14 protein-coding genes are annotated in these 23386 nt (G+C 42.5%); 3 read left to right on the top strand and 11 right to left on the bottom strand.

Features of this window, described 5'->3' with window-relative positions:
* Positions 1-19: 19 nt before the first annotated feature.
* From QM738_RS15960 to QM738_RS15985, 6 genes are all read right to left on the bottom strand, one after another.
* A complete protein-coding gene (locus QM738_RS15960; protein WP_462277725.1) occupies positions 20-1849 on the bottom strand; it encodes a sodium:solute symporter family protein in 1830 nt (609 codons plus the stop codon).
* 15 nt (positions 1850-1864) lie between these two features.
* The gene (locus QM738_RS15965; RefSeq protein ID WP_462277726.1) at positions 1865-3022 is read right to left on the bottom strand and encodes a glycoside hydrolase family 26 protein; all 1158 of its coding nucleotides are present in this window, start codon (positions 3020-3022) and stop codon (positions 1865-1867) included.
* A gap of 1 nt (position 3023) precedes the next feature.
* Complete coding sequence (locus QM738_RS15970; protein ID WP_462277727.1) at positions 3024-4250, bottom strand: glycoside hydrolase 5 family protein; 1227 nt, start codon at positions 4248-4250, stop codon at positions 3024-3026.
* A 209-nt stretch (positions 4251-4459) separates the two neighbouring features.
* Complete coding sequence (locus QM738_RS15975; protein WP_462277728.1) at positions 4460-5488, bottom strand: IPT/TIG domain-containing protein; 1029 nt, start codon at positions 5486-5488, stop codon at positions 4460-4462.
* Positions 5489-5508: 20 nt separating this feature from the next.
* Positions 5509-7086, bottom strand: coding sequence for a RagB/SusD family nutrient uptake outer membrane protein (locus tag QM738_RS15980; RefSeq protein ID WP_462277729.1), 1578 nt, complete (start codon positions 7084-7086; stop codon positions 5509-5511).
* 23 nt (positions 7087-7109) lie between these two features.
* Positions 7110-10214 (bottom strand): SusC/RagA family TonB-linked outer membrane protein, encoded by a 3105-nt coding sequence (locus QM738_RS15985; RefSeq protein ID WP_462277730.1) that lies wholly within the window; start codon positions 10212-10214, stop codon positions 7110-7112.
* Between the two features lie 203 nt (positions 10215-10417).
* Between QM738_RS15985 and QM738_RS15990 the strand changes: the two genes are divergently transcribed.
* Together QM738_RS15990 and QM738_RS15995 are read left to right on the top strand one after the other, a co-directional pair.
* The gene (locus tag QM738_RS15990; RefSeq protein ID WP_462277731.1) at positions 10418-11359 is read left to right on the top strand and encodes an AraC family transcriptional regulator; all 942 of its coding nucleotides are present in this window, start codon (positions 10418-10420) and stop codon (positions 11357-11359) included.
* Between the two features lie 25 nt (positions 11360-11384).
* The gene (locus tag QM738_RS15995) at positions 11385-12506 is read left to right on the top strand and encodes an SGNH/GDSL hydrolase family protein (protein ID WP_462277732.1); all 1122 of its coding nucleotides are present in this window, start codon (positions 11385-11387) and stop codon (positions 12504-12506) included.
* Here the strand turns inward: QM738_RS15995 and QM738_RS16000 are convergent, their stop codons facing one another.
* The 3 genes from QM738_RS16000 to QM738_RS16010 form a co-directional block, all read right to left on the bottom strand.
* On the bottom strand, positions 12507-13922 hold the full coding sequence (locus tag QM738_RS16000; protein WP_462277733.1) for a sialate O-acetylesterase: 1416 nt from the start codon (positions 13920-13922) through the stop codon (positions 12507-12509).
* An 81-nt stretch (positions 13923-14003) separates the two neighbouring features.
* A complete protein-coding gene (locus tag QM738_RS16005) occupies positions 14004-16304 on the bottom strand; it encodes a DUF5703 domain-containing protein (RefSeq protein ID WP_462277734.1) in 2301 nt (766 codons plus the stop codon).
* A gap of 19 nt (positions 16305-16323) precedes the next feature.
* A complete protein-coding gene (locus QM738_RS16010; protein ID WP_462277735.1) occupies positions 16324-17241 on the bottom strand; it encodes a helix-turn-helix domain-containing protein in 918 nt (305 codons plus the stop codon).
* Between the two features lie 142 nt (positions 17242-17383).
* On the opposite strand from QM738_RS16010, the gene QM738_RS16015 reads away from it, so the two are divergent.
* A complete protein-coding gene (locus QM738_RS16015; RefSeq protein ID WP_462277736.1) occupies positions 17384-18829 on the top strand; it encodes a sialate O-acetylesterase in 1446 nt (481 codons plus the stop codon).
* 94 nt (positions 18830-18923) lie between these two features.
* Here the strand turns inward: QM738_RS16015 and QM738_RS16020 are convergent, their stop codons facing one another.
* Entirely contained in the window at positions 18924-22277 is a 3354-nt protein-coding gene (locus QM738_RS16020; protein WP_462277737.1) for a glycosyl hydrolase, read from the bottom strand.
* Positions 22278-22291: 14 nt separating this feature from the next.
* Positions 22292-23320 carry a glycoside hydrolase family protein gene (locus tag QM738_RS16025; protein ID WP_462277738.1) on the bottom strand — a complete coding sequence of 343 codons (1029 nt, stop codon included), beginning with the start codon at positions 23318-23320 and terminating at the stop codon, positions 22292-22294.
* Positions 23321-23386 lie beyond the last annotated feature (66 nt).

Consider the following 23386-nt stretch of genomic DNA (forward strand, 5'->3'; position numbering starts at 1 on the left):
TTATTTACAAAAAGTATTGTTAGTCTTCCAGTTTATTCCACCAGGTTCTTTTAAGTATCATGATAATCACCAGGAGTATTATTATTGTGATCAGCAAAGGCAGTTTTATCCACAACACCACGTACATGGGTAAAATTGTCAAGCAGCATTGCGCTATTATGCCCAGTACCACATTGAACATATCCAGCTTAAATCTTTTATTGGGAACAAAAGCCGGATCATCTGCCAGCACCAGTTGATGAACAGGTTTCCAGAAGCCCCAGGGCTTTACTGTGCTGTAAAATCTTTTCAGCACTGCTTCTTCTGTGGGTGGTGCTGTATAAGTACCGGCAAGGCATCCTGCCAGGGATATTGCAAACAGCAACGGGAAATAATATAGGAACTCCACACCTGTAAAGAATTTAGAAAACACCAATGCACCTGCCACGCCGGCAAACATGCCCCAGAAAAATCCATGTGCATTAAAGCGCCACCAGTACCATTTTAGTACATTGGCAGCAATATAACCGCCATACAATCCTGATACGATCCATTGCAATATGCTGTTCACATCTTTTGCCAAAAAGCCAAACACTATTCCTACTGCCACAATGATGATCCCCGATAAATAATTCACCTTGATGATCTTTTTATTGCTGGCTGATGGGTCAATATATTTCAGATACACATCGTTCATAAAGTACGCCTGTGCCGCATTCAATGTACCGGAGAATGTACCTACAAAGGCGCCGAATAAACCGGTCAATACCAATCCTAAAATGCCAACGGGCAAGAACTGGTTTATAGCTGCGGGCAATACTTTTTCAAAATCAACGCCGCCACTGCCATCGCTTAAATTGAGTTGATTATAATACAGTAATCCCAACACGGTTAAACCAATGATCATGGAATAACGCACGGGCAATAATATCAGCGAAACAAAGCCGGTCATCTTGGAAGCATCTTTCGGTGAGCGGGTGCTTAATATCTTTTGCATATCATAATTGGGTGCCGGCCCTGCAAGCGATGCGAAAACCCCTTTAAATAACATCATCATAAAAAATATACCGAACATGCCATATCCATCGCTGTCGATCTTTTTCATCGCATCATCCACTATGCCTTTCCAATTAAGGTCCAGCTTCCAGCCAAAGAAGGGATCATTCCATCCTTTCGGCACATTTAAATTATTGCCGTGCAGATGCCGCATGGCGATCGCTGCAATAGCGATACATCCAATGGTCATGATCACATACTTGATCACGTCGCCCAGCACAATACTGTGCATACCGCCGAGTACGGAATAAAAAACTGCGAACATTGTAAAAACGATGCCATAAAAATGAGCAACGTATTGCGGGGCTACGGTAAAAGGCACATACGCTTTCACGTTATCCCATGGTACAAATATCTCAATGAATTTTCCCAGCCCTACAAACCCATAGGCCAGGAAACCGAGGCAACCGATCAATGCAAAGGCCACCACAACCGTATGCGATGCCTGCACTCCTTTACCGCTCAATCCAAATCTTGTACCCAGCCATCCTGCACCGGTATCGGCATTGCTGCGCCGCAGCCATTTGGATAGATACATCATATTGAACACCTGGTTGAACACGGGCCATAGCCAGGGTATCCACAAACTTTTTACTCCATATACAAAACACAATGCCACCATCCACATCGTACCGCTGATATCAAACATATCCGACGCATCGCTAAGGCCCAGCATATACCAGGGCAGTTTTTTTCCACCCATCAGGTAGCTCTCTTTGCTTTGCCTTGCTCTTTTACGCATGAACCAGCCCAGCATCAGCATACCGGCCAGGTAAGTAAATATGATAGCGATATCTAAAAATTGCAGTTTCATTAGTGGTGTTACTGTTTAGTGCTGCTGGTATAAATTTTCTTTGGCCGCTTCTTTTTCAAAAAGCGTACGGTCGTCGTTATAAAATTTTACAAAATCCTTTTCTGATACCTGTCCTTTGTAAGGAACATAGTAGTGCATTTTTTTCATCCATTCATTATAACCGTGGTTGCGCCATAATAAAATGTAACTCAAGTTATGTTTTCCTATTGCTTTTTGCAATACAGCCGTCCACCATGCTGCATAGGGTATCGCTTCAAAACCTGTTTCTGCAATAGCGGTCAATTTATTGGTTTCCACTGCTGCACTATCTAAAATATTCAATAAGTTATTTACATTTTGGGGGAACCCATCGTCCTTAGATGGATCGCCCCATTGATAACTGTCAAAGCTTATAATATCCACCATATCATCTCCCGGGTAACGTTCCAAGAATTCTTCCTTTGTTTTAAAATCGCCACCGGTATTATACACATAGAGCAGGTTATGGCATTTTTTTACCTCTTTTAAATAATAAACAGTAAAACGCCACAATACTTTAAATTGGTCTGCAACACAATTATTGGTTCCCCACCAGAACCATGTGCCCGTCAATTCATGAAAAGGGCGGAAGAGTACCGGTATCAATTCTTTATTATCTCCTTTCAACGATAAAATAAAATTGGCTGCTTTGTCCAGCCATGTTTTAAACAATGCATGATTAGCGCCACCCGGCAATATAGAAGCCACGGTACCATGGGCAGTATCCCATGCGCCTTTGCCGGTAAGTGGATTATCAAAATGCCAGCTTAAAGTGATCACGCCGCCACGCTGGTAACCTTCTTTTATGAACTCCTTCATTTTTTTAAAAGGCACGCCATCAATATTTTTATCATTGCCGTCTCTTTCCAGTCCGCCAAGATCCCATCCATATACTGCCGGATAATCGCCGCAGACTTCTTTTACATCACTGCGGTCTTTTTCATAACGCCAGTTCACGCCATAAGCAAGGTCATCCTGGTGGCCGAACAAATAACCTTTTGTGGCTAAAGTGCGCAGGTTTTGATACAGGGCTTTAGTTTGCGTCGTTGCATCTTTATCACAGGGCAACAATGTATTTTGTTGCGCCTTTGCTGTATGCAGCAACATTGCCATAATAGCCGTAACAACAATGCTATATGATCGGGTTAGCTTCATTTTATTTTTTTAACAATGCGGTATAATCGCCGATCATTTTCCAGGTAGAAATATCCGTTGCAAAAACAGCATTCAATCCCTGTTCTTCCATTGGCGGATCGCCTAAAAGATCATCGCCTTCTTTCCAGAAGGGTGTGGCATTTTTTGCAGGCTTTCCCAAACCACCGAAGGCCCAGAAATTAACGCCTGCTATACATTGTGCTTCGTTTTTACTTTTTAATAAATGATCAAATATGGAACGGTAATATTGATCCCTGTTGTTGACAGTTGCTTGCAATGAAAAAGAAAGTCCGTCTCTCGGCAATCCAAACTCTTCCAGCACCAATGGCTTGTTGATACGTTCCATTACAGTTGCATGTTCGTTGATGTAAGCCGCTGTTTTATTGATCACTGTTGTAATATCTTTTGCAAACGAACTGTCTTTATACCAGCCCCAGTTCTTAGGCCAGATATGTATCGTGGCATAGTCAACATGTTCATCGCGGTGAATCTCCTCAAATACCTGCATGTTTTCTGTGCCCATATATCCTTCCACACCAAGCGTAAGTAAATGCGCAGGATCTAATTGCTTAATGAGCGCCGTTGTTTTTTGCAGGAATGTTTTATAATCATTGATGGCAGTGGGCAACATCGGTCTGGGTTCATTGGCCACTTCCCAGGCCATGATGGCGGGCTCTGTTGTGTATTTGCGACCGGTTAATTTATTGGTACGCTGCAAAATATGTTTCACCAGGCTCCAGTAATCATTTTTACATGCTTCACAACTATAAAAGCCGCTTACATGTGCCCGGTATTCATCCCATGCATATTTTTTTGCCAGTGCTGTATCACTGATCTTTCCATGCCAGTTTAAATATTGCAGCATGCCGCCACTCCATTCCCAGTTGTTGGTAAAAAAGAAAACAGCATACATTTTTCTTTTCTCCAGTTGCTGCAATAAAAAATCCATCCCCTCCAAAAGATCATCATTGTAAACACCGGGTGCTGTCTGTAATGCAGGATGTACCGGCTGCACTCCGTTGATGATCTTCTCCTGCCCCTGTGCACCTGCCAATACCCGAAGATTATTGATGCCTTTACTTTTTAAAAGATCCAGTTCTTTCAATAATCTCGTCCTGTCACCACCTTTGTTATCGGGCATGGCAATAATACCGGCATACCACATATTGGTGCCGATAAAATAATAGGGTTTATCATTGATAGAAAACTGCTGTTGCCGTGTTTGCACAAAATTATTTTGAGCTAACAGCGAATGATGGAAGCAGGCAAACAAACAAACAAAATATGTGGTAATTATTTTATACACCCTTCGCTTTTTATAGAAAACGCCGTTCCAGAACAAATACAACCTGTTATGCTCCAGAACGACGTTTTTTGATGTAACCAAAAACTAACTGCTGAGAAAATTTTTATAGTTCAATAAATAACAACTCCTGTTTATTTTACAAACATGATGTTATCGAAATAAATAGTTTTACCGGCATCATTTATCTGGAACACCACGGTGTTTACAGAAGTGGTACCCGGAAAATCGGTTGCCAGGTTATACTTGAAATAGGTCCATTTATTGGCCGGTATGGTAATGGTTTTGGTGTTGGCCCAGTTCAGGTTCACATTCACATTCTTATCCACTTCGGCACCCTTGGCCCAGAAAGTAAAATATTTTTCGGTGGTAAGATTGATGGTACCTCCGCCTAGCTGTATACCACCCCATGAACCTGCAGGATCATAAGCGCCTTTAAAAGATTTAAGACCGGTGATCTTATCATCGGTGGATGCCGTGTAAGTACCGCCCCATCCCCAATCCTGGAAACCATTCTGCAATGCTTCGTCAAATACAATAGAAGCTTTTGCAACATTCACCATTTCCTGCGTGGCCACTACCGAACCGCTGGCATTAGTTACTTTTAAAAAGCCACGGGTCAATGTGGTGGCAGGCATCGTGATCACCATCTGTCCCCTTGTTTTGGAAACAATGGTAGCCGCATCGGTGGTACCGTTAAATATTACACTGCTTACGTCATCCAGGTTGCTGCCTGTAATAGTTACGGTAGAACCTGCGACAAAATCCGTAGGAAAGATATTGGATACCACGGGATAAGCCAAGACCCTGAAAGGCACTTTCAGCGTCTTGCCTTCACTGTTAGTAAAGATGATATTCTGCGGGCCGCCATAAGCGGTATCCGGTACACGGAAGATGATATTCTCTTCTGTGTTCAATGTAGACTGGAATGGTGCAGGCACATTCTTATTATCGAACACAATGCTGCGCATTTGTCCAAGACCTGTACCGGTGAGCGTAAGCACCGTACCACCCGAACCGGAATCGGGTTTAATGCCTATGGAAGTTGCCGGTGTACCGGCTTTATAATCCGGGCTGCCGTCGCTGTCTTTTTTACACGATGCAAACGTTATTACAAAAACAGTAACCAACAGTGCTATTATATGGAATGAAACTTTTTTCATATGCTGATTTTTATTTTTTATTAATAATATTTTACAGGTGGTTTAGCCAGTTCGGGGTCCTGCGCCACTTCAGCAGCAGGTATAGGCAGTGTAAGCATATCTTCTGTAATGGTGATGTATTTGGGATACTGCGTGGTACCGCGGTTCTGCGCCAGTATAATGGCTTTTGCTTTAGCAAATCCCTGGCGTTGTATATCAAACCAGTAGTCACCTTCAAATGCAAATTCCACTCTTCTTTCGTGTAAAATATCTGCTGAGTTGATAGTGGTCTTAGGCAACAGCCCAGCCCTCGCACGAACCAGGTTAAATGATTTCAATGCTTCTGCATCTGTGGTACTGGCTGCATCGCCGAGTATGGCTTCTGCATATATCAACAGCACATCTGCATAGCGTAGCAAAGGCGTATTGATACCGGTATTCATACCGATAACAGTTTCGCCTCCAAAGCCGGAACCCGGTCCTACTACATATTTTGCAATATTGGCCCTGGTCTCATTTTTTTGTCCGCCCTGGCCTACAGGTTGCAGCGTATCATACTTATAACCATTCGCCATAAATGTATTGTATGCCGCGTTACCGGTTGCAGTTGGTTTCCAGCTGGGGAAAGACCATCCATGTTCCATGATAGAACCTTTGCGGCGGGTATCGCCTGATTCGTAAGCAGCCACCACATCTACAGTGGGTATATACAATTCCCACATATTGGCTTCGGATGTCTGCAAATTACCCGGTCCACGATCGGGTTGTTTCTGGCTGGCTGTGCCCCATGGATTACCGGCCAGCTGGTGCTGTATGGAGAATAAACATTCTTCATTGTTATTGTTCTTGCTGCTGTTGAACATGCCTGCGTAATCTGTTACCAGTTTATACTTGCCCGAGTTGATCACTTCCAGCGCTTTTGCTTTTGCATTGGCATAATCTTTCGTGTACAGGTACAGTTTAGCCATCATACCTTTTGCAGCATATTTAGTAAGCCTTCCTTTTTGAGGATCTGTTTCAGGCAATCCTGCTTCTGCCAGTTTTAATTCTTCCAATGCAAAGCGGAACACATCTGCTTTTAAATAGCGGGGTATATTAAAATCACCCGATAAGATCACCCTGCCTGGTTCGGTTACAATAGGCGCATCACCCCAGATACGTGCTACATAAAAATATACCACACCCCTGAAGAAATGACACTCTGCAATAGCCGGGTTGATGAAAGTTGGATTACCACCTTTGGATAATTTTATCGTTAGTGCATTCATGTACTCGCTTGTCCAGCCGCCTATTTTATAAAACATCTTCCAGGCATCGGCCAATCTTACTGAGTTAGATGAAATGGTGAAACTCTGGAAAGGATAATCATCGGCGTTGCCGCTACCGGTAAATTCATTACCGGCCAGTTCATCGCCAATACAATCCATGGCCCTGTTCTCAAAACCCGACCAGGGCAATCCGTACAAAGTGCTGGTAAGACTTCTTACTTCATCAGCCGAATTGTAATAATTGTCGATGGTGGTACCATCCAGCGCAGGCCGGTCGGTAAACGATTTTTTGCATGATGCCACTACTGCGGAAGCAGCAATCAAGGCAACATATAAATATTTATTTTTCATTTTAAAAAATTTAGCGGTTAAGATTATAATTCAATATTGATACCGGCTGTGAATGAACGTGGGTTGGGATAATGCCCCTGGTCCACATTTATTAAACGGATATCATTATTGTATGCACCGACCTCCGGATCCATACCGGTGTATTTTGTAATGGTGGCAAGGTTCTGCACAGAAACATAGATCCTGGCATTGCTGATCCTTGCTTTCTTTAAAAGGTATTCCGGTATGCGATAACCTACAGCGATATTTTTAATGCGCAGGTAAGAACCATCTTCAATATAACGGTCCGATACTGCCACGTTATTTACCTGGCCCACTTTGTAGCGGGGCAATGATGCACCGGTGTTAGTGTCTGTATAACGGTCAAGCACAGACGTTAATTGATTGGAATAGGTATTATCCATTTTTTCTAGTCTCCACCTTAAGAAATTATAGATCTTGGCGCCCTGGCTGCCCTGTATGAAAACAGTAAGGTCGAAGTTTTTATAATTCACCGTGTTGGTTAATCCATAAGTGAATTTTGGTAACGGGCTGCCGATGCTGGTTTGATCTGCTTCGGTGATCTTTCCGTCACCATTCAGGTCTTTAAAGCGTACATCACCCAGCCAGGTATGATCCTGGTCTACAGGATAACCAAATTGAGGTAAGCTGTTGGTAAGGTCTTTCTGCGTACGGAACAAACCATCTGTTACGTATCCAAAGAAAGAACCGATAGGCGCGCCGGGCACTGTTTTGGTCAACAGGTATTGATCGTAAAATACCCTGCCGTAAATGGCCGATCCTGCGCCCGCCAGTTTATCCAGCACATTTTTATACTTGGAGAAAATAAGGGTGGTTTTCCATGTAAGATCTTTTGTTTTAATATTGTTAGAAGTGATACTGATATCAATTCCTTTATTCGTCATTTTACCTGTATTGATCACCGGTCCTTTCAGGTCATCCCAGTTATCACCCACACCTAACAAACGTGGACCTGTACCGATGAAGATCATGGAAGCAGTTGATTTGTTATACACATCTACTGAAAGATCGATCCTGCCATTGAGGAAACTTGCATCCAAACCACCATTGGTGGTGATCACTTTTTCCCAGGTAAGATCAGGATTTAAAATACCATTCAGGTAGCTGGATGTGCCAAAGCCAACCGGGCCAGGCCAGAAACCAACACCTGCCCTGTAAGGAATACTGAAATTACCTACAGCGCCGTAACCAAAACGCAGTTTTAAATTGCTTACAATATTTTTATAGGGCTGTGCAAATTTTTCGTTGCTCACCGTCCATGCAAAAGATGCACCGGGGAAATAACCAACCGGGTTGTTCAAACCAAAGTTGGAAGAACGGTCACTACGTATACTTGCAGTAAGCGAGTAACGGTTATCGTAAGTATAGCTGCCCCTGGCAAAATAAGATTCCAAAGCGCCATCGCCTTTACCGCCGCCCAGTTCCCAGGTGGTCTGGTCGCTGCTGCCTGCATTCAGGTCTAACAGGTTGTTGGCTAAATTTATTTTTTTGCCGCTGATGGACTGGCTGTAATTATACTGTGCTTCGTGGCCTGCAGTAGCGCTTACACCATGCTTGCCCTTGTACCAGTTGTAGTTTAAATAATTACGCAGTGTCCATTGTCCATAAGTACTCCTGTAATCGAAATACTGCGAGCTTAACTGGCGGGTGCCAACGTTACCTGCTAACTGGTACGCAACATTATCATAAGGTCCATAATAATAAGACACTTCATTGCGCAGGGAGAAATTTTTCAGGAATTTTATTTCTGCATATACATTGCCGAAGAAGCTCATGGTGTTCACCCTGCTCTTTCTAAGTTCTGTATTGGCAACAGGGTTATCAATATTTTCTGACTGCACACCGGGAATAAAATTATTGGCGCCACCACCCCAGCTGCCATCCAGGTTTTTAACCGGTACCAGCGGGTTCAGTATCGCCATATCCCAGATAGCACCCGGCGCAGCATCTGATAATGCTACGTGCTGAATACCTTTATTGGCATTGGAACTTACACCTACTTTCATCCATGGTTTTATCTGGTGATCTAAATTAAAGCGGGTGGAATATCTTGTAAAGTCAGAACCGATCAATGTACCTTCCTGTTTAAAATAATTCATCGACAGGTAATACACTGTTTTATCATTACCGCCGGAGAAACTTAATTGATGGCTGTTCACCAAACCGTTTTTGAACATTGCATCCTGCCAGTCGGTACCTCTACCCAGTTTGGAAGGATCAGCAAATTCGCCGGTAGGCGTTGTTGCGATCTGGTTTTGATAAATAGCAAATTGCTGCAGGTCCATCAGGTCTAATTTTTTGTAGATCTGAGCAACACCTACATAAGCATCGTAGTTTATTTTACCATCACCTGATTTTCCTTTTTTAGTAGTAATTAAAATAACACCATTTGCAGCTCTTGATCCGTAGATAGCCTGTGCCGATGCATCTTTCAATATATCCACCGATTCAATATCATTGGGATTTAAAGTGGCCATCACACTGTTACCGGTCTGACCGTTTGAACCACCTAATCCTGCATATCCAGAACTCTGGCGGGTGTTTTCGTAAAACGGCACACCATCAATTACAATCAGCGGATCGTTTCCGTTGATGGTGGTGATACCACGTACTTTAACAGAAACACCACCTCCCGGTTGTCCGCCGTTATTATCTACTGTTACCCCTGCAACTTTACCCTGTATGGCCTGGTCGATACCCGCAACAGGCAGGTCTTTCAGGTCTTTCGCTTTTACAGACGAAATAGCGGAAGATACATTCGCTCTCCGGGTGGTACCATAACCGATCACAACCACGTCCTGCAAAACAGCAGCTACCGATTTTAGTGTAACCGTCATCGTTAATGATTTACTGATGCCTACTTCTTCCTGCTGCATACCAATAAATGTTACCAGCAGGGTTTTTGTTTTGGCAGGAACTTCGATGGTGAATTTTCCATTCACATCGGTTTTAACAGCAATGGCCGTTCCTTTTGCAGAAACAGTCGCTCCCGGCAGGGTAGTTCCCTTTTCATCAGACACCGTACCGGTAATTGTTTTTGTTTGCGAAAAAGCGGAGGAATAAAGAATGCACGACATGATCATGCAGAGCAGGAGTTTACATTTCATATAAGCAAGTTTATTTTACCAAAAGTAATTTTTAACAAAATACAGCACGTATACTATTTTATCATTATAGTATACTTTTTTATCAATGCTATTGCCACCAGCTTCGGAAATTACGCAAAATGGCCGCCAGTACTGCATTTCAGCAAATAAAATGAACTGATATTATTTTAATCGCTTAATGTCCTTTTTTTATACTTTTACATTTGAACAACAACTTTGCTGCAAAAGCAGTGGTTGTATTTTTAACGAATGCCTGTTGTATGCAACCTAAATTACTGAGGGAGATAACACCCCTTACACAGAGTGATTGCTTTACCATGTTCTACCGGGTAAAATCTGATTTCAATTTCCCTTTGCATTACCACGAAGAGTTTGAGCTGAATTTTATTGACAATGCCAAAGGTGTAAAAAGGGTGGTGGGCGATCATATCGATGAGATCGATGACCTGGAACTGGTGCTGATCGGCCCTAACCTGCAGCATGGATGGTTCAATCATAATTGCAAGAGCAAAGAGTTTACCGAGATCACGATACAGTTTCACCGCGACCTGTTTGATGAAAAATTCCTGCAACGCAATCAAATGAATTTGATCCGCACTATGTTTGAAAAATCATTGCGGGGCATTTTATTTTCGAGAGAAACTATCAAGGCTTTAAAACCAAGATTACTCCATCTTACCAAGAAACATGGTTTTGATTCGGTGCTGGAACTGATATCGATACTACACGATCTTTCTACTTCCCGGAATATGAAAACACTTTCCGACATCTCGTTCAAGAATGCGGAGACCATCACTTACAACAGCAGAAGGGTGGAAAAAATCATGCAATATTTGAATGTAAATTTCGACCGGAATATTACGCTGGCAGAAGCTGCCGGTATTGTATCGATGAGTGAAGTGGCTTTCAGCCGGTTCTTTAAAACCCGTACGGGTAAAACTTTTATTGATACACTCAACGAGATAAGATTGGGCAATGCTTCCCGTATGCTCATCGACAGTACTCACGGCATTAATGAAATTGCATTCAAATGCGGCTTTAATAATATCTCCAACTTTAACCGGATCTTTAAAAAGAAAAAAGATTGTACCCCCAAAGAATTCCGGCATGAGTATAATGCGGAAGGGATACGTTCTTTTATTTAAGAAAATGTTTAATACACAATTTTCAATGTTCAATATTCAAGTTAAGGGTCAACATAGCAGAAGGGTATTCCTTTTTGCGTGCCTGCTGTTTTTTGTTTTAAGCAGTAATGCTCAATCATATAAAATACAGGTAGACAGTGTAAATGGAAGCAAGCAGCAATTTTATACTGCAGATAATGCTATGATACAATACACCGGCAGGATCGATTTTAGCAATACAGCTATGCCGAGAATGTGGTCCCCGGGGGTGTATATCACTATGCAATTTAAAGGCCCGTCGATCTCGGCAATTATTAAAGACCAGGAACTATGGGGCAAGGATCATAATTACCTTGAAGTGGTGATCGATAATAATGAGCGACGTATCCAGACAAAGTACAAGACCAATTATATCAGTGTCAGCGGTCTTACTGATGGGATACATACTTTGCTCATTTGCAAAAACACCGAATCGAATATTGGATATATAGAATTGGGCGGTGTGTATTGCGATAAATTATTAAAGCCTGCTCCTAAACAAGCGCATAAAATTGAATTCATCGGCAATTCCATTACCTGCGGCGCCAGCAGCGATGCCAGCGAAATTCCCTGTGGTAAAGGTGTTTGGCAGGATCAGCACAATGCGTATATGGCTTATGGTCCTGTTACTGCAAGGGCATTGCATGCACAATGGCATTTGAGTTCGGTATCGGGTATCGGTTTGATACACAGCTGCTGTAATATGAATATCATTATGCCGCCGGTATTTGACAAGATAGAAATGCGGGGCGATTCTATACCCTGGGATTTTAAAAAATACCAGCCTGATGTAGTGACTGTTTGCCTGGGACAAAATGATGGCATACAGGATTCAGCAACATTCAGCAATGCTTATATTTCGTTCGTAAAACAATTGAGGAAATATTATCCCAAAGCACAACTGGTGCTGCTGACCAGCCCGATGGCGGATGAAAAACTGAAAACTTTCTTAAAAGCACAGATCACTGCCGTGGTGAATTTCTTTACTGCATCCGGTGATAAAAAGATCGATAAGTATTTTTTCAGTAGGTCGTACAATGGCGGTTGCGATTATCATCCTTCGCTGGAAGAACATCAACTGATAGCAAGCGAGCTTACCGCTTACTTAAAAAGACTTATGCGCTGGTAATTATTTTTTAACCGGGCTGGTATCCACGGGCCAATCATCAGTTCTGAATAAATTAACCGGCAAACCTTCGCTGCTGAACAGGTTCGGCATGGCCCTATTGCTGAAACCAAAACGCACTGCAACCGGTTGTTTGATCGTTTCATTCCACACCAGGATCGTGTTGCCTTCAATTTTTGTTTTGGCTGGTAAAAAGTTTTTGTCATCACCCGCAATAAAAAAATTGGTGGCCTCTTTTCCCTTCAGCATTAAATTTTTTCCTGCATCATTGAATGCTATCCTGATCTTATTTTTCTCTACCTGCATATTCTTATAAGCAGGGCTTTTATAGGCAACACCCGTTTTACCATAAGCATCCGCCAGTGCATAATTTGCCAGCCGCTCTCCCACTTCTTTTTTAAGCTTGGGGTGAATATCGTTTATATTATCCACCAGGTCGCTGGTAACCACCATGCCCGTATTATTCACTGATGCGGCGGTTTTGGTTTGTGCTTCTCTTAACAAAGCACAGACATTACTATCGTTGTAGGCGAAGGGAGCGATCTGTACAAAATAAAAAGGCAGTTCAGTATTCCATTTTTGCCTCCACGAACCGATCATTGCGGTAAGTAATTGCTGGTAAGTAGCGGCGGTACCGGTATTGCTTTCGCCCTGGTACCAGATGGCGCCGGCAATTTTAAACCCGGTCACCGGTGCTATCATGGCGTTGTACGTGTATGCGGGCAGGTTAGGCCACCATTTACTGGGTTGTATCTTTGCAGCCGCTTCATTGAGTACCTGGTTGTTCTTCACCACATCTTCCGGCGTCCACACTTCAGCCGGTGTGCCGCCCCATGCAGCAGCGATCAATCCTACCGGCACATTCAGTTGTTCATTTAATTTTCTGCCAAAAAAATAAGCAACAGCACTGAATCCTTTCATCGCTTCGGGAGAACATACCACCCATTTCGCTCTCACATCTTCCTGCGGGGCAGTTGCCGAGCTTTTAGGTATATGAAAAAAACGGATCGATGTATTGGTGGCATTCTTCACTTCTTCATCATATTTCAAACCCCAGTACACGGTCATTTCCATATTGCTTTGCCCGCTCGCCAGCCACACTTCACCTATCAGTACATCCTGTATTACAATTTCGTTATAAGAGCCTTTTACTGTTATGGTGTACACACCGCCGGCCTTGGGTGTTTTGATCATTGTTTCCCATTTGGCCAGCGAATTACCTGCAGCATAATAAGTGGTGGTATCCCAGCTGGGTTTGATACTTACTTTTTCTTCCACTTCGCTCCAGCCCCATATTTTCACGGTACTGTTTTGCTGCAGCACCATGTGATCGCTAAAGATGGCAGGAAGATAAACAGTAGCAAAACAAGTAACGGAACATACAATAGAGACTACCGAAAGCAGGAATATTTTTTTCATAACAGTAATGCAAAAGTTAATTAAGATGGAAACAAGATGGCGATAAAATTATGCAATTACTGAAAACGTCAAAGTATTTTTTTATTGTAACATCACTGTTACATCTTTTTTTCTTTCTTCAGGTGTTACTCTTAGGAGTGTGATTTCCCCGTGTTTTATTTCAGCTTCCACTGTAGTATTGTAGGGTGCGTTCAGTTTAAAATGTATATCCGTATTTTTTGGCCATGCAGGGAATAAAAATATTTTCCGGTCGTCCACCTGCAACAACATTTCCTGCAAACCGATCATCGCACTGCCGCCCCAGTTATGATCGGGCACCCAATCAAAGCCCGGTCCCCAGAATGCAGGAAATCTTCTGCCGGAATTCTGCAGTTTCAAGGCGGTGTATTTCCATGCAGAATCAGCTAATCCCAATCTTGCTGCCCATATATTATCCTGCTTCCAGCCAATATAACTCCTGAATTTTAAAGCGAGTGTATCATATTTAAAAGTGTTGACCGCTGTATCCAACCCGGGTTTACCAACACCATAAATACCCCAGGGAAATACCGGATACAATTGGGTGGGCTCTGTATTATTAATTCTTTCCCATGTTTTTGCAGGAGCAATGATGGGCTTGCCATTGTAGGTTGTAAAATTCAATGGAGGGATTCTTTGTGAAAATTCTTCCAGGTATTTTTTATCTTCTTCATTAACGTATTTTGATGACAACAGTACTTTAGTGATCGTATGCAAAGCGGCAATAGTGGAGGTGGAATTATTCGCCATCTTAAAAGTCTCTGCACCACTACCGGGATACAATACCAGTTTACCATTTCCATCCAGCGCTTTTGCACCACGCTGTTTGGCTAAATACTGGTAATGCTCATCAAAAAACTGCAAACAACTTTTTATAAAAGGAATGCGGTCACTGATATCTTTACCGGTATATTTTTCTTCTTCCAGCATCATTAAACAAAATTCCAGCACCGTATCCCATTCGTATTCCAGCCAGGCATTATACTCCAGGCCCTTATCAAAATCAGCAGGACGTTTTTGTCCATACTCTGCAAAATCGGGCAAGCCATAATTTTCCATTTGCTCTGTAAAGCAGGCGCCGCCATGGTTCCAGTAAACCTTGCTCCGCAGTGCTGCATTTTTCAATAACCGTACATAAAAATTCAGCTGTGGTTGCAACAGGTCCCAGTCGCCATTTTTTATCATGGGAAAATAAACGAGTCGTTGGTTTTGCGCAGTATGCAAACCACCGCCCCAGTTACGGTAATCGGGTGTTAATTTATTAGCTGTATCAGTAAAAACAGGATCAACAGTAAACAATCCTCCATTGAATTTAGTAGGCCATTGCCCATTGGCATTACAGGCCAGCATGTACCGGAACAGTTGAAAATTCCTGCCTGCCTCCCATGCTTTTGAATTTGTATTGGCATTGTCGATCTGCACAAAACTTCTGTCCCAGAATTGCTTCCACCATTGTTGTGTTTTTTTAAATCCCACTTCATCGGATACGGTTGTGGTGACCATCGAGTCGATTGAACGTTGCCATAGTTGAATATGATCTACCTGCGAAGTATATAAAAATAAACTGAGTGCATGTTTCTTTGCTGCTTTATTACTTTTTAATACCCATGCTTTAAAATCTGTGCTTACATAAACTCCTTTGCCAATTCCCGCAGGAGAAAAATTATCACCATTGAAAAAGCCACCGAAGGCCAGTTGTTTTAATGGATTGTACAGCTGATCTTTTACAGCATCCATCCCTTGTTGGGCAACTGTTGCATCAAAAATAGTTGGCTCGGTATTGTAATGATAAAATTGTACCCCATCTTTAATAAAATCAATGCTGTCTTTTTTGTACACATTATTCTTAGGGGCTGCCCACTTCCAGGAATTAGCAAAATTCTCTCTCGCTTTAACAACCCTGTCCTGGTAACGCCAGCTTTCATAAGCCGCTTCCACATGTATCTTTTTATTCGCAGTAATGTCAAAATGCGCTACCGAACTGAATATCTCCGTCCATATTTTCACGGTTGCCTTTACACCATTATTTTCTCCCTCTACCGTTACATAACCATCCTGTAAATGCAATTGCTGCCTGAATATTTTTCCATCGAATGGATTAGGCGATAATTTTATTTTTATCCTCCCCGTTTTCATCAGCGCATTGTTCTCATCAAAATTGCCACTTTTAGCTACATACACGTACATGCTACCATCTTCCACCCACACATTCATACCAATATCGCCACCGCCGCAGGGCATCGATTCGGAAGAATTTTTGCTTGGCGTGTTCCATATAATATCATAACTATTGTTGTTTGTTTGCGCAAACAATTGCGGCATACAAAAAACAAGCATTAAAAAAAGAAAGAGAATATGCTTCATTGCAGGAACTAAGTATTGATTATTCGCTCTTCTTTAAAGTGCGGTATTTTTTAGGCGATACGCCAATGATCGTTTTAAAACGTTTGGAAAAATAATAAGGATCATCAAAACCCATACTAAAGGCGATCTGCTTGATGGATTCATTCGTAAAATCAAGTTGCTGGCAGGCTTTCTGCATTTTCATCTGCAAAAAATAATCGATCGGCGCATAACCTGTTTTCTGTTTGAACAAATTAGAAAAACGGGAAACTGAATAATTATAATGCTTGCTCAGGTCATTCAATGAAATATTTTCATCGAGATGCTGCTGCATGTACAAAATGGCGCTGTCTACACAATCAGGTTTATCTGCTTCAACCGCTTCGGTATGCCTGGCATTGTATATGAATAAGGTAAGAAAATGCGTAAGGCACATATTAGCGAACAGTAAATTATCGATACTATAGCCCAACTGCAGCGCTTTGTATATCTTGGTGAATATCGAAATGGTCTCCGCATTATTTTTTATATGAAAAGGCTTGAAGTGTTTCTGCACCGCAAAAGTTTCATTCAATGCTGGCAAGGCATCGCCGCCAAAATGTATCCAGTAAATACTCCAGGGATGCTCCGGGTCATTGCCATAGGCATGCGCTTTGTTTTGCGGCAGTATAAAAAATTCATTCGGTCCCACTTCATAATGCTGGTCTTCAATTTTATACCAGCCATGGCCATCCACGCAGTAAAAAATAAAATTTTCGGGCAAACCTTTTTTGCGGTTGGTATAATGCTCTTTTGCTTTGGGATAATAACCAATGGAACAGATATGCAGGTGCTTGAGCAAAGGGTTGTTCTGCACCCTCGATTTAAGAATGGTTTTGGGAATTTCTATCCGCTGGCGGCCCAGGCCGTACCAGATATTCTTATGCGATCCTTCCTTATTGTCTTTATTATCTTTCATAAATCACAAGAACCGGTTTAAAGAGGAAAATTACATAAATATTCCCGAAGAAAACACTTTGCCGTTGCAGTTTAAATAACAGTACCAGACAGTATGAACCCTGTTTTTTGTTACATTCGTCATTCATAAAACAACCTCTCCAATGATTGCGTGCAAAAAACAATTCCGGGCATTTTCAATTAGCTTTTTAATATTTTTATTATGCTCCGGCAGCCTTTCTGCCAAAGTGCAGTTACCCTCCTTTTTCAGCGACGGCATGGTATTACAGCAGCAGGCCAATGCAGCCATCTGGGGATGGAGCAAGGCAGGCGGCGCCGTTAAGATCACCACATCATGGAATAAAAAAACCTATAGCTTTATTGCGGATGATAAAGGAAAATGGGCAGGCAAACTAGCCACACCAGCAGCCGGTGGCCCTTATACCATCAGCATTTCGGACGGCGAGCCGGTAACGATCAATAATATTTTAATTGGAGAAGTTTGGTTGTGCAGCGGGCAAAGCAATATGGAAATGCCAATGAAGGGTTTTAAAGACCAGCCCATTTATGGCTCCAACGACGCGGTCTTCAATTCCACCAACGATCAGATAAGGACCTATGTTGTTCCCCGTGCGGTGGAACGGTTTACAAAAGACACCAGCAAAACCTCTTCCTGGAAGACGGCTAATCCTGAAAATATCAGCAACTTTTCTGCCACCGCTTATTATTTTGGGCGACTGTTGCAGCAACAATTAAAAGTGCCGGTAGCATTGATCCTCAACAGCTACAGTGGTTCCCCAGCCGAGGCTTTTATGAGTGCGGATGCATTAAAGGCATTTCCTGAAATTGCCATCCCTTCACCCACCGGCACCGAAAAGCTGAGCAATAAGAATGCCACCACTTTATACAATGGTATGATACATCCTTTTGTGGGCTATACCATTAAAGGTTGCCTCTGGTACCAGGGCGAAAGCAATTATGACCGTCCCGACCAGTACGAAAAATTATTCCCTGCTATGGTACAGGAATGGCGTACAGAATGGGGACAGGGCAATTTTCCTTTTTACTTTGCACAAATTGCGCCTTATGCTTACAGCAGCTTACCTGCAGGCAACCGCAACGAAAAATTGAATTCTGCTTATTTAAGAGATGCACAGCGAAGATCATTAGCGTCTATCCCTAACAGTGGCATGGTGGTATTGATGGATGTAGGTGATGAAAAGACCATTCATCCTTTTAATAAAGAGATCGTGGGGAAACGTTTTGCCTACCTCGCTTTGGGTGATACTTATTCTTCCAAAGGGTTTGCTTATCAAAGTCCCTTGTACGATTCCATCAGCGTGACAGGCAATGTAGCCACTATAAAATTTAAAAATGTCCCCAATGGTCTTACGAGTTATACCAAACCACTTACGCAATTTGAAATTGCCGGTGCTGATAAAACATTTTATCCTGCGCAGGCCGTGATCGCAAAAGGCATGATACAGGTATCATCGCCTTTGGTGGCAACCCCCGTTGCAGTGCGTTATGCCTTTAAGGATTTTATTGTAGGGGAATTATTTAGTGTAGAGGGATATCCTGTTTCTTCGTTCAGAACGGATGAATGGTAGAGGCCCTGTCCCCCTCCCGTTTAGGGCAGGATAAATTCCGGGGGACTTAGATTGAAGCAGTTTCCGCTCATTCAACATTCAAAATTATTAACTGTTAATAAACTACAATTTTTACATCTCCTATTATTCCTGCAGGCAACAAAGGTTTATCTTTTAAGCGAAATGGTGCGGTAGTATAAGTTATCCTTTTCTCAACTGGTAATAAATTGTCGCCAATTAAACGGTTGTGCCATGTATTGGAAACTGCAATCTCAATTTTATTTTCGCCTTTTTTTAAAACCTTACTGATATTTAAACTATAAGGAGGCGTCCACAATGTACCACAATCGACACCATTTATTTTTATAGTAGCAATGTTATTAATAGTTTTAAACATGATAAAAGCCGTGTTAAATTCAGCTTCATTTTTTATACTGAAAGTATTGCTGTATACTGCGGTTCCTGAATAATATTTAATACCGGCATCTGTATTATCTGTCCAACTTTGCAATGAGTCAAAAATCACAGGTTGACCGGGTCCTCCATTTTCTTTTTTAAACGCTACCTTCCATTTTCCAGTGAACAAAATATTTATTGATTTACTAACGGGCTGTTTTTTATCTGTTGTACCAGTATCCTTATTTCTAAAAATCAGGAACATTGATTGATTAGGGAATAAAATATCCGATACCTGGGTCTTGTAACTAATATTGCTCCATCCATGTGGTTCGGTTATTTTACCAGTAGCTGGATCCCATATTTCCGGGATACGCCCTGTATTAGGCAAAGAAATTTCCAGCTGCTGTGTGCTGTCTCTCTGGTTGCTAATAAAATAAACATCGTCTTTCCCCACTTTACGGTGTGCGTAGGCAAAATCATCTCTTTTATCAGCAACGATCTCTATATCTTTTGACAGTTGTAATGCTTCAAAATCGTCTGCCCAATAAGGCGTCAAAATAAATTTCCCCTGTCCCCATTTGGATACCATCATACCTTTATCTTCTTTAAAACGAAGTTGGCATCCATTTAAAGCAAAAATATTTTTGTACGCTGAATCTATTAAAACTGTTGCACCATCTCCCGCCAGTGCAATTATTTTCCGTACAGATAAATTACCAATACGGTTGGCAGGATTCATTTTCATATTAGCAGGGATCACTAAAATTTTATAAGAAGCGCCCCCAGGCAAAACCACGCTGCCGTTTTTCACACTCATCATCAGCAGTGCATCGGGATTGAAAGAATCATACGCATACCCATTCAACGGATCTACCCAGTTCTCAGGGTCGGCCATGTTGGCGGAATGTGTAACACCATCGGGAATTTGTCTTAACGGCTGTCCGGTATTTTCCAGGCGTTTATTTTCGGCTTCCACTATTGTTTTACCGAATATACCAGGCAATGTATTCACCAATCTGTCCGGCAACACAGAACGCCTGGGCACTTCCTCTCCTGTAAACACTGCGATATCAACCACCGGCTTTCCTAATTGCAGTAAAGCGCTGCATCTTGTTAAATAATCGATCCATGCTTTACTTTGCTTGAACCAGGTCTGGTCACGTTGAAAATACAAGCCCACACCATCCAGTGTTACACCGGGTTTTTTATCCATGAAAGGATTGTGCGCAAAAACATGCAGCACCATTTTATTGATACCCAATGCAAAATTCCGGTCACCCAATGCTTTTAAATTACCCGGATGTTCGCCCCAGTTCATTCTTACAGAAGTAAAAGATTCTGAGCCGATAATGTTTTTTCCATAGATATGTGCACCGTTGATCGCATCCAGCATATCGTTGGGTTTATCATGTGTAGGACTGTTCAGCCAGAATTCGCCCATGGGCAGGTCCGCATTTTTATAATGCAGCAACCCGTCACTCACCATGGTGGGCGCCACTGATTCTGCACTGAACTGGCAACCCTTTTTATGCGCCAGATCTTTCAGTGTAACATAAAAAATATCGTTGATCAGTTCAGCAATGGTTTGCCGTACGTCCAGCAATACTTTTTCCGAAATAGTGGCATTCTCTACAGGCACACCTGTCATCGTTAAAAGATAAGGCGTAAGGTCATAGCCCCTTCTCTTTTTAAATTCTTTTGTAAAATTATCGCTCCAGTTCTGGCTGCCGCACTCCCAGCTGTCTACATGAAAAACTTTCAGCACTTCTTTTGCAACAGCCGGGTCTGTATTGCTGAATGCTTTTGCAAACCAGTTATCAAACTGCATTTTAATAGCAGCAATATTGAACTTATCACACTCTAAGCCCATGCCGCCTCCACCTGTTGCGTTGGTATGGCCGGTGGATGTATGCCCGATCCTTACAATGGTCCATTGCCCTGCAGGTGGCGCCCAGTCAAGGTTTCCGGATGCGTCCATTTTATTTGTAAGATCGATAATGTTCTTTAATGGAACGGCAACAGTTGCAGGCACTTCATCTTCCGTTGTACTTTTACTGATACGCCACACCGAACCATTCTTACTTTCGTACTGATCGATCACCGGTTCATCCGATAAATAAATCCCTCGTACAGTTAAAGAAGGTTTCCACTTCGCAGCATCCAGGTCTTCCGATCCGGGCTCACTGCCTACCTTATCATACACAAAGCGAAAATAAATTGCAGTAGTGGCGGGAATAGCGCTGGTAACATCTTCATCCGTATCCTGCCAGCCATGGCGTGGCGGCTCCAGTTGTTTGATAGTAGTGAAATGAATACCGTCGTTACTGGACTGCACGATCAGTCGCTGCGCTTCGTAATTATTGCCGCCCACATGAATGGTAACCGAGCGGCAGGTAAATGCCGCAGCATATTTATATTGTATCCAGCAGGCGGTATCGCTTTTAAAACTTTGTTTATTGTTATTATCTGCTGCTGCTAAAAACTGTGGACCGGTACCATTACTCGCCGTTACTGTTGGAGTTATATTTTCCTTACTGAATGCGTTACGACTGTTAGCCGGGTAAGCAAACACAGCAATGTCTTTATAATAACCTTTATAAGATTCCGGTTGCGCCAGTAGTATTTTTTTATCCGCAGCACTCACATAGGTTTTGGTCCACACCAGTTTTTGCATGGAGCGCTCGGGTGTTATCCATGGTCCGCCTGCCAGCGCAAACCCATCACTAACGTGCATGGCTAACTGCAATTTTAAACGCCTGGCTTCCTGCATTGCAAATTTCACCATGGCCCACCATTCGGGTGTTAATTGTCTTACCTGCGGCTGAAATGGAATAGATGAAGTGGTATCCTGTATCGGCATTAAATAAGCGCCGCCAATGCCCACCTCCTTCATCGCTTCCAGATCTGCAGTAATACCCGCTTTGGAAACAGCCCCGTGCATCCAGTACCAGAACACCCAGGGCTTCGCAGACTCAGGAGGGTTTTTGAAAGCATTTTCAATAGCGTTCTTTTGAGCAACAAGTGCATTACTCAAAAAAATAATCCCTATGATTGAAAATAGCTTTTTCATCTTTTGTCTTTGTGTCACTTCGTGCCCTTCGTGTCTTTATGGTTCATGTCTTTAGATGTTGCCACCGCGATACCCCTCACATCTTTCTTATCCACTGCACAATAAAAATGATACACCACACCCTTCCATTTTACCACATAACTTTTGTGTGCATATTTCGCATCGTACGTTTCAGAAGATCGTATAAGATCACCCCCATTCCAGTCCGTCCAGTTTACCAGGTCGTAACTGCAGGCAAAACGGTTAAAGGTTTCATTCTTCCTGTTTTCCCAGAATGCACCGAAGTAGAACATCACCCACACATCCCCGATCTTTTGTATCACACCATCACCGGTAATGCCAATTTTATGATGCACCACCGGGTCTGTTTCAAAACGTTTCCAGTGTATCATATCATAACTAACAGCCATCCCTATACGCTCAAACCAGCGCCATTTCGGCGTATTATGACTAGTATCGCCATTAGCATTATAATACATCACGAAAGGATAGCCGGTTGCTTTTTGCTTGTCCCAGATAATGGAGCTCTTGAACAATTTTTTATTCTCCCACCAGCGTACGGCTGTATCCGTTGCTGTTAAAACCGGGCGATCTACACGGTCCCATTCATGCGGATCAGTAATGCTGCCCTTTGTATAGGCAATACCTATAGCCAGCGGCCCAGCTTCATATCCTTTATCCTTGCCGCCAATATAACTCATCCAGTATTGATCATTATATCGCTGCCATGTATAACTGCCGCCCCATTTAGTATCCTGCAAAGCAATATAACCTGCTTTCTGATTAGCGTCCCAGGGAGTGTTAGCAGCATCAGTGGTATCGCTGAAGCTCATAATGCGGCCCAGTGTTTTCCATGCTAATAAATTCTTGCTTTTCGCCAGCCATGTTTCATAACCCCTGCCGGTAAATTGTATGTAGGTCATATACCAGTTCCTTCCCTTGCGGTATACAGAGGGGCAATCGATCTTTTTCAAACTGTCTGCAGGCGTGATCACCATACCATATTTGTAAGGCGTTTTCACTTCTTCATACACCTGTTGCATTACAGTTTGCGGTACTTGTGATTGAACCACAAAGGCACTAAGTACGCTAAGCAACACGAAGAGGAA

The sequence above is a fragment of the Ferruginibacter sp. genome (genome assembly GCF_049840995.1).
GTDB lineage: Bacteria > Bacteroidota > Bacteroidia > Chitinophagales > Chitinophagaceae > Ferruginibacter.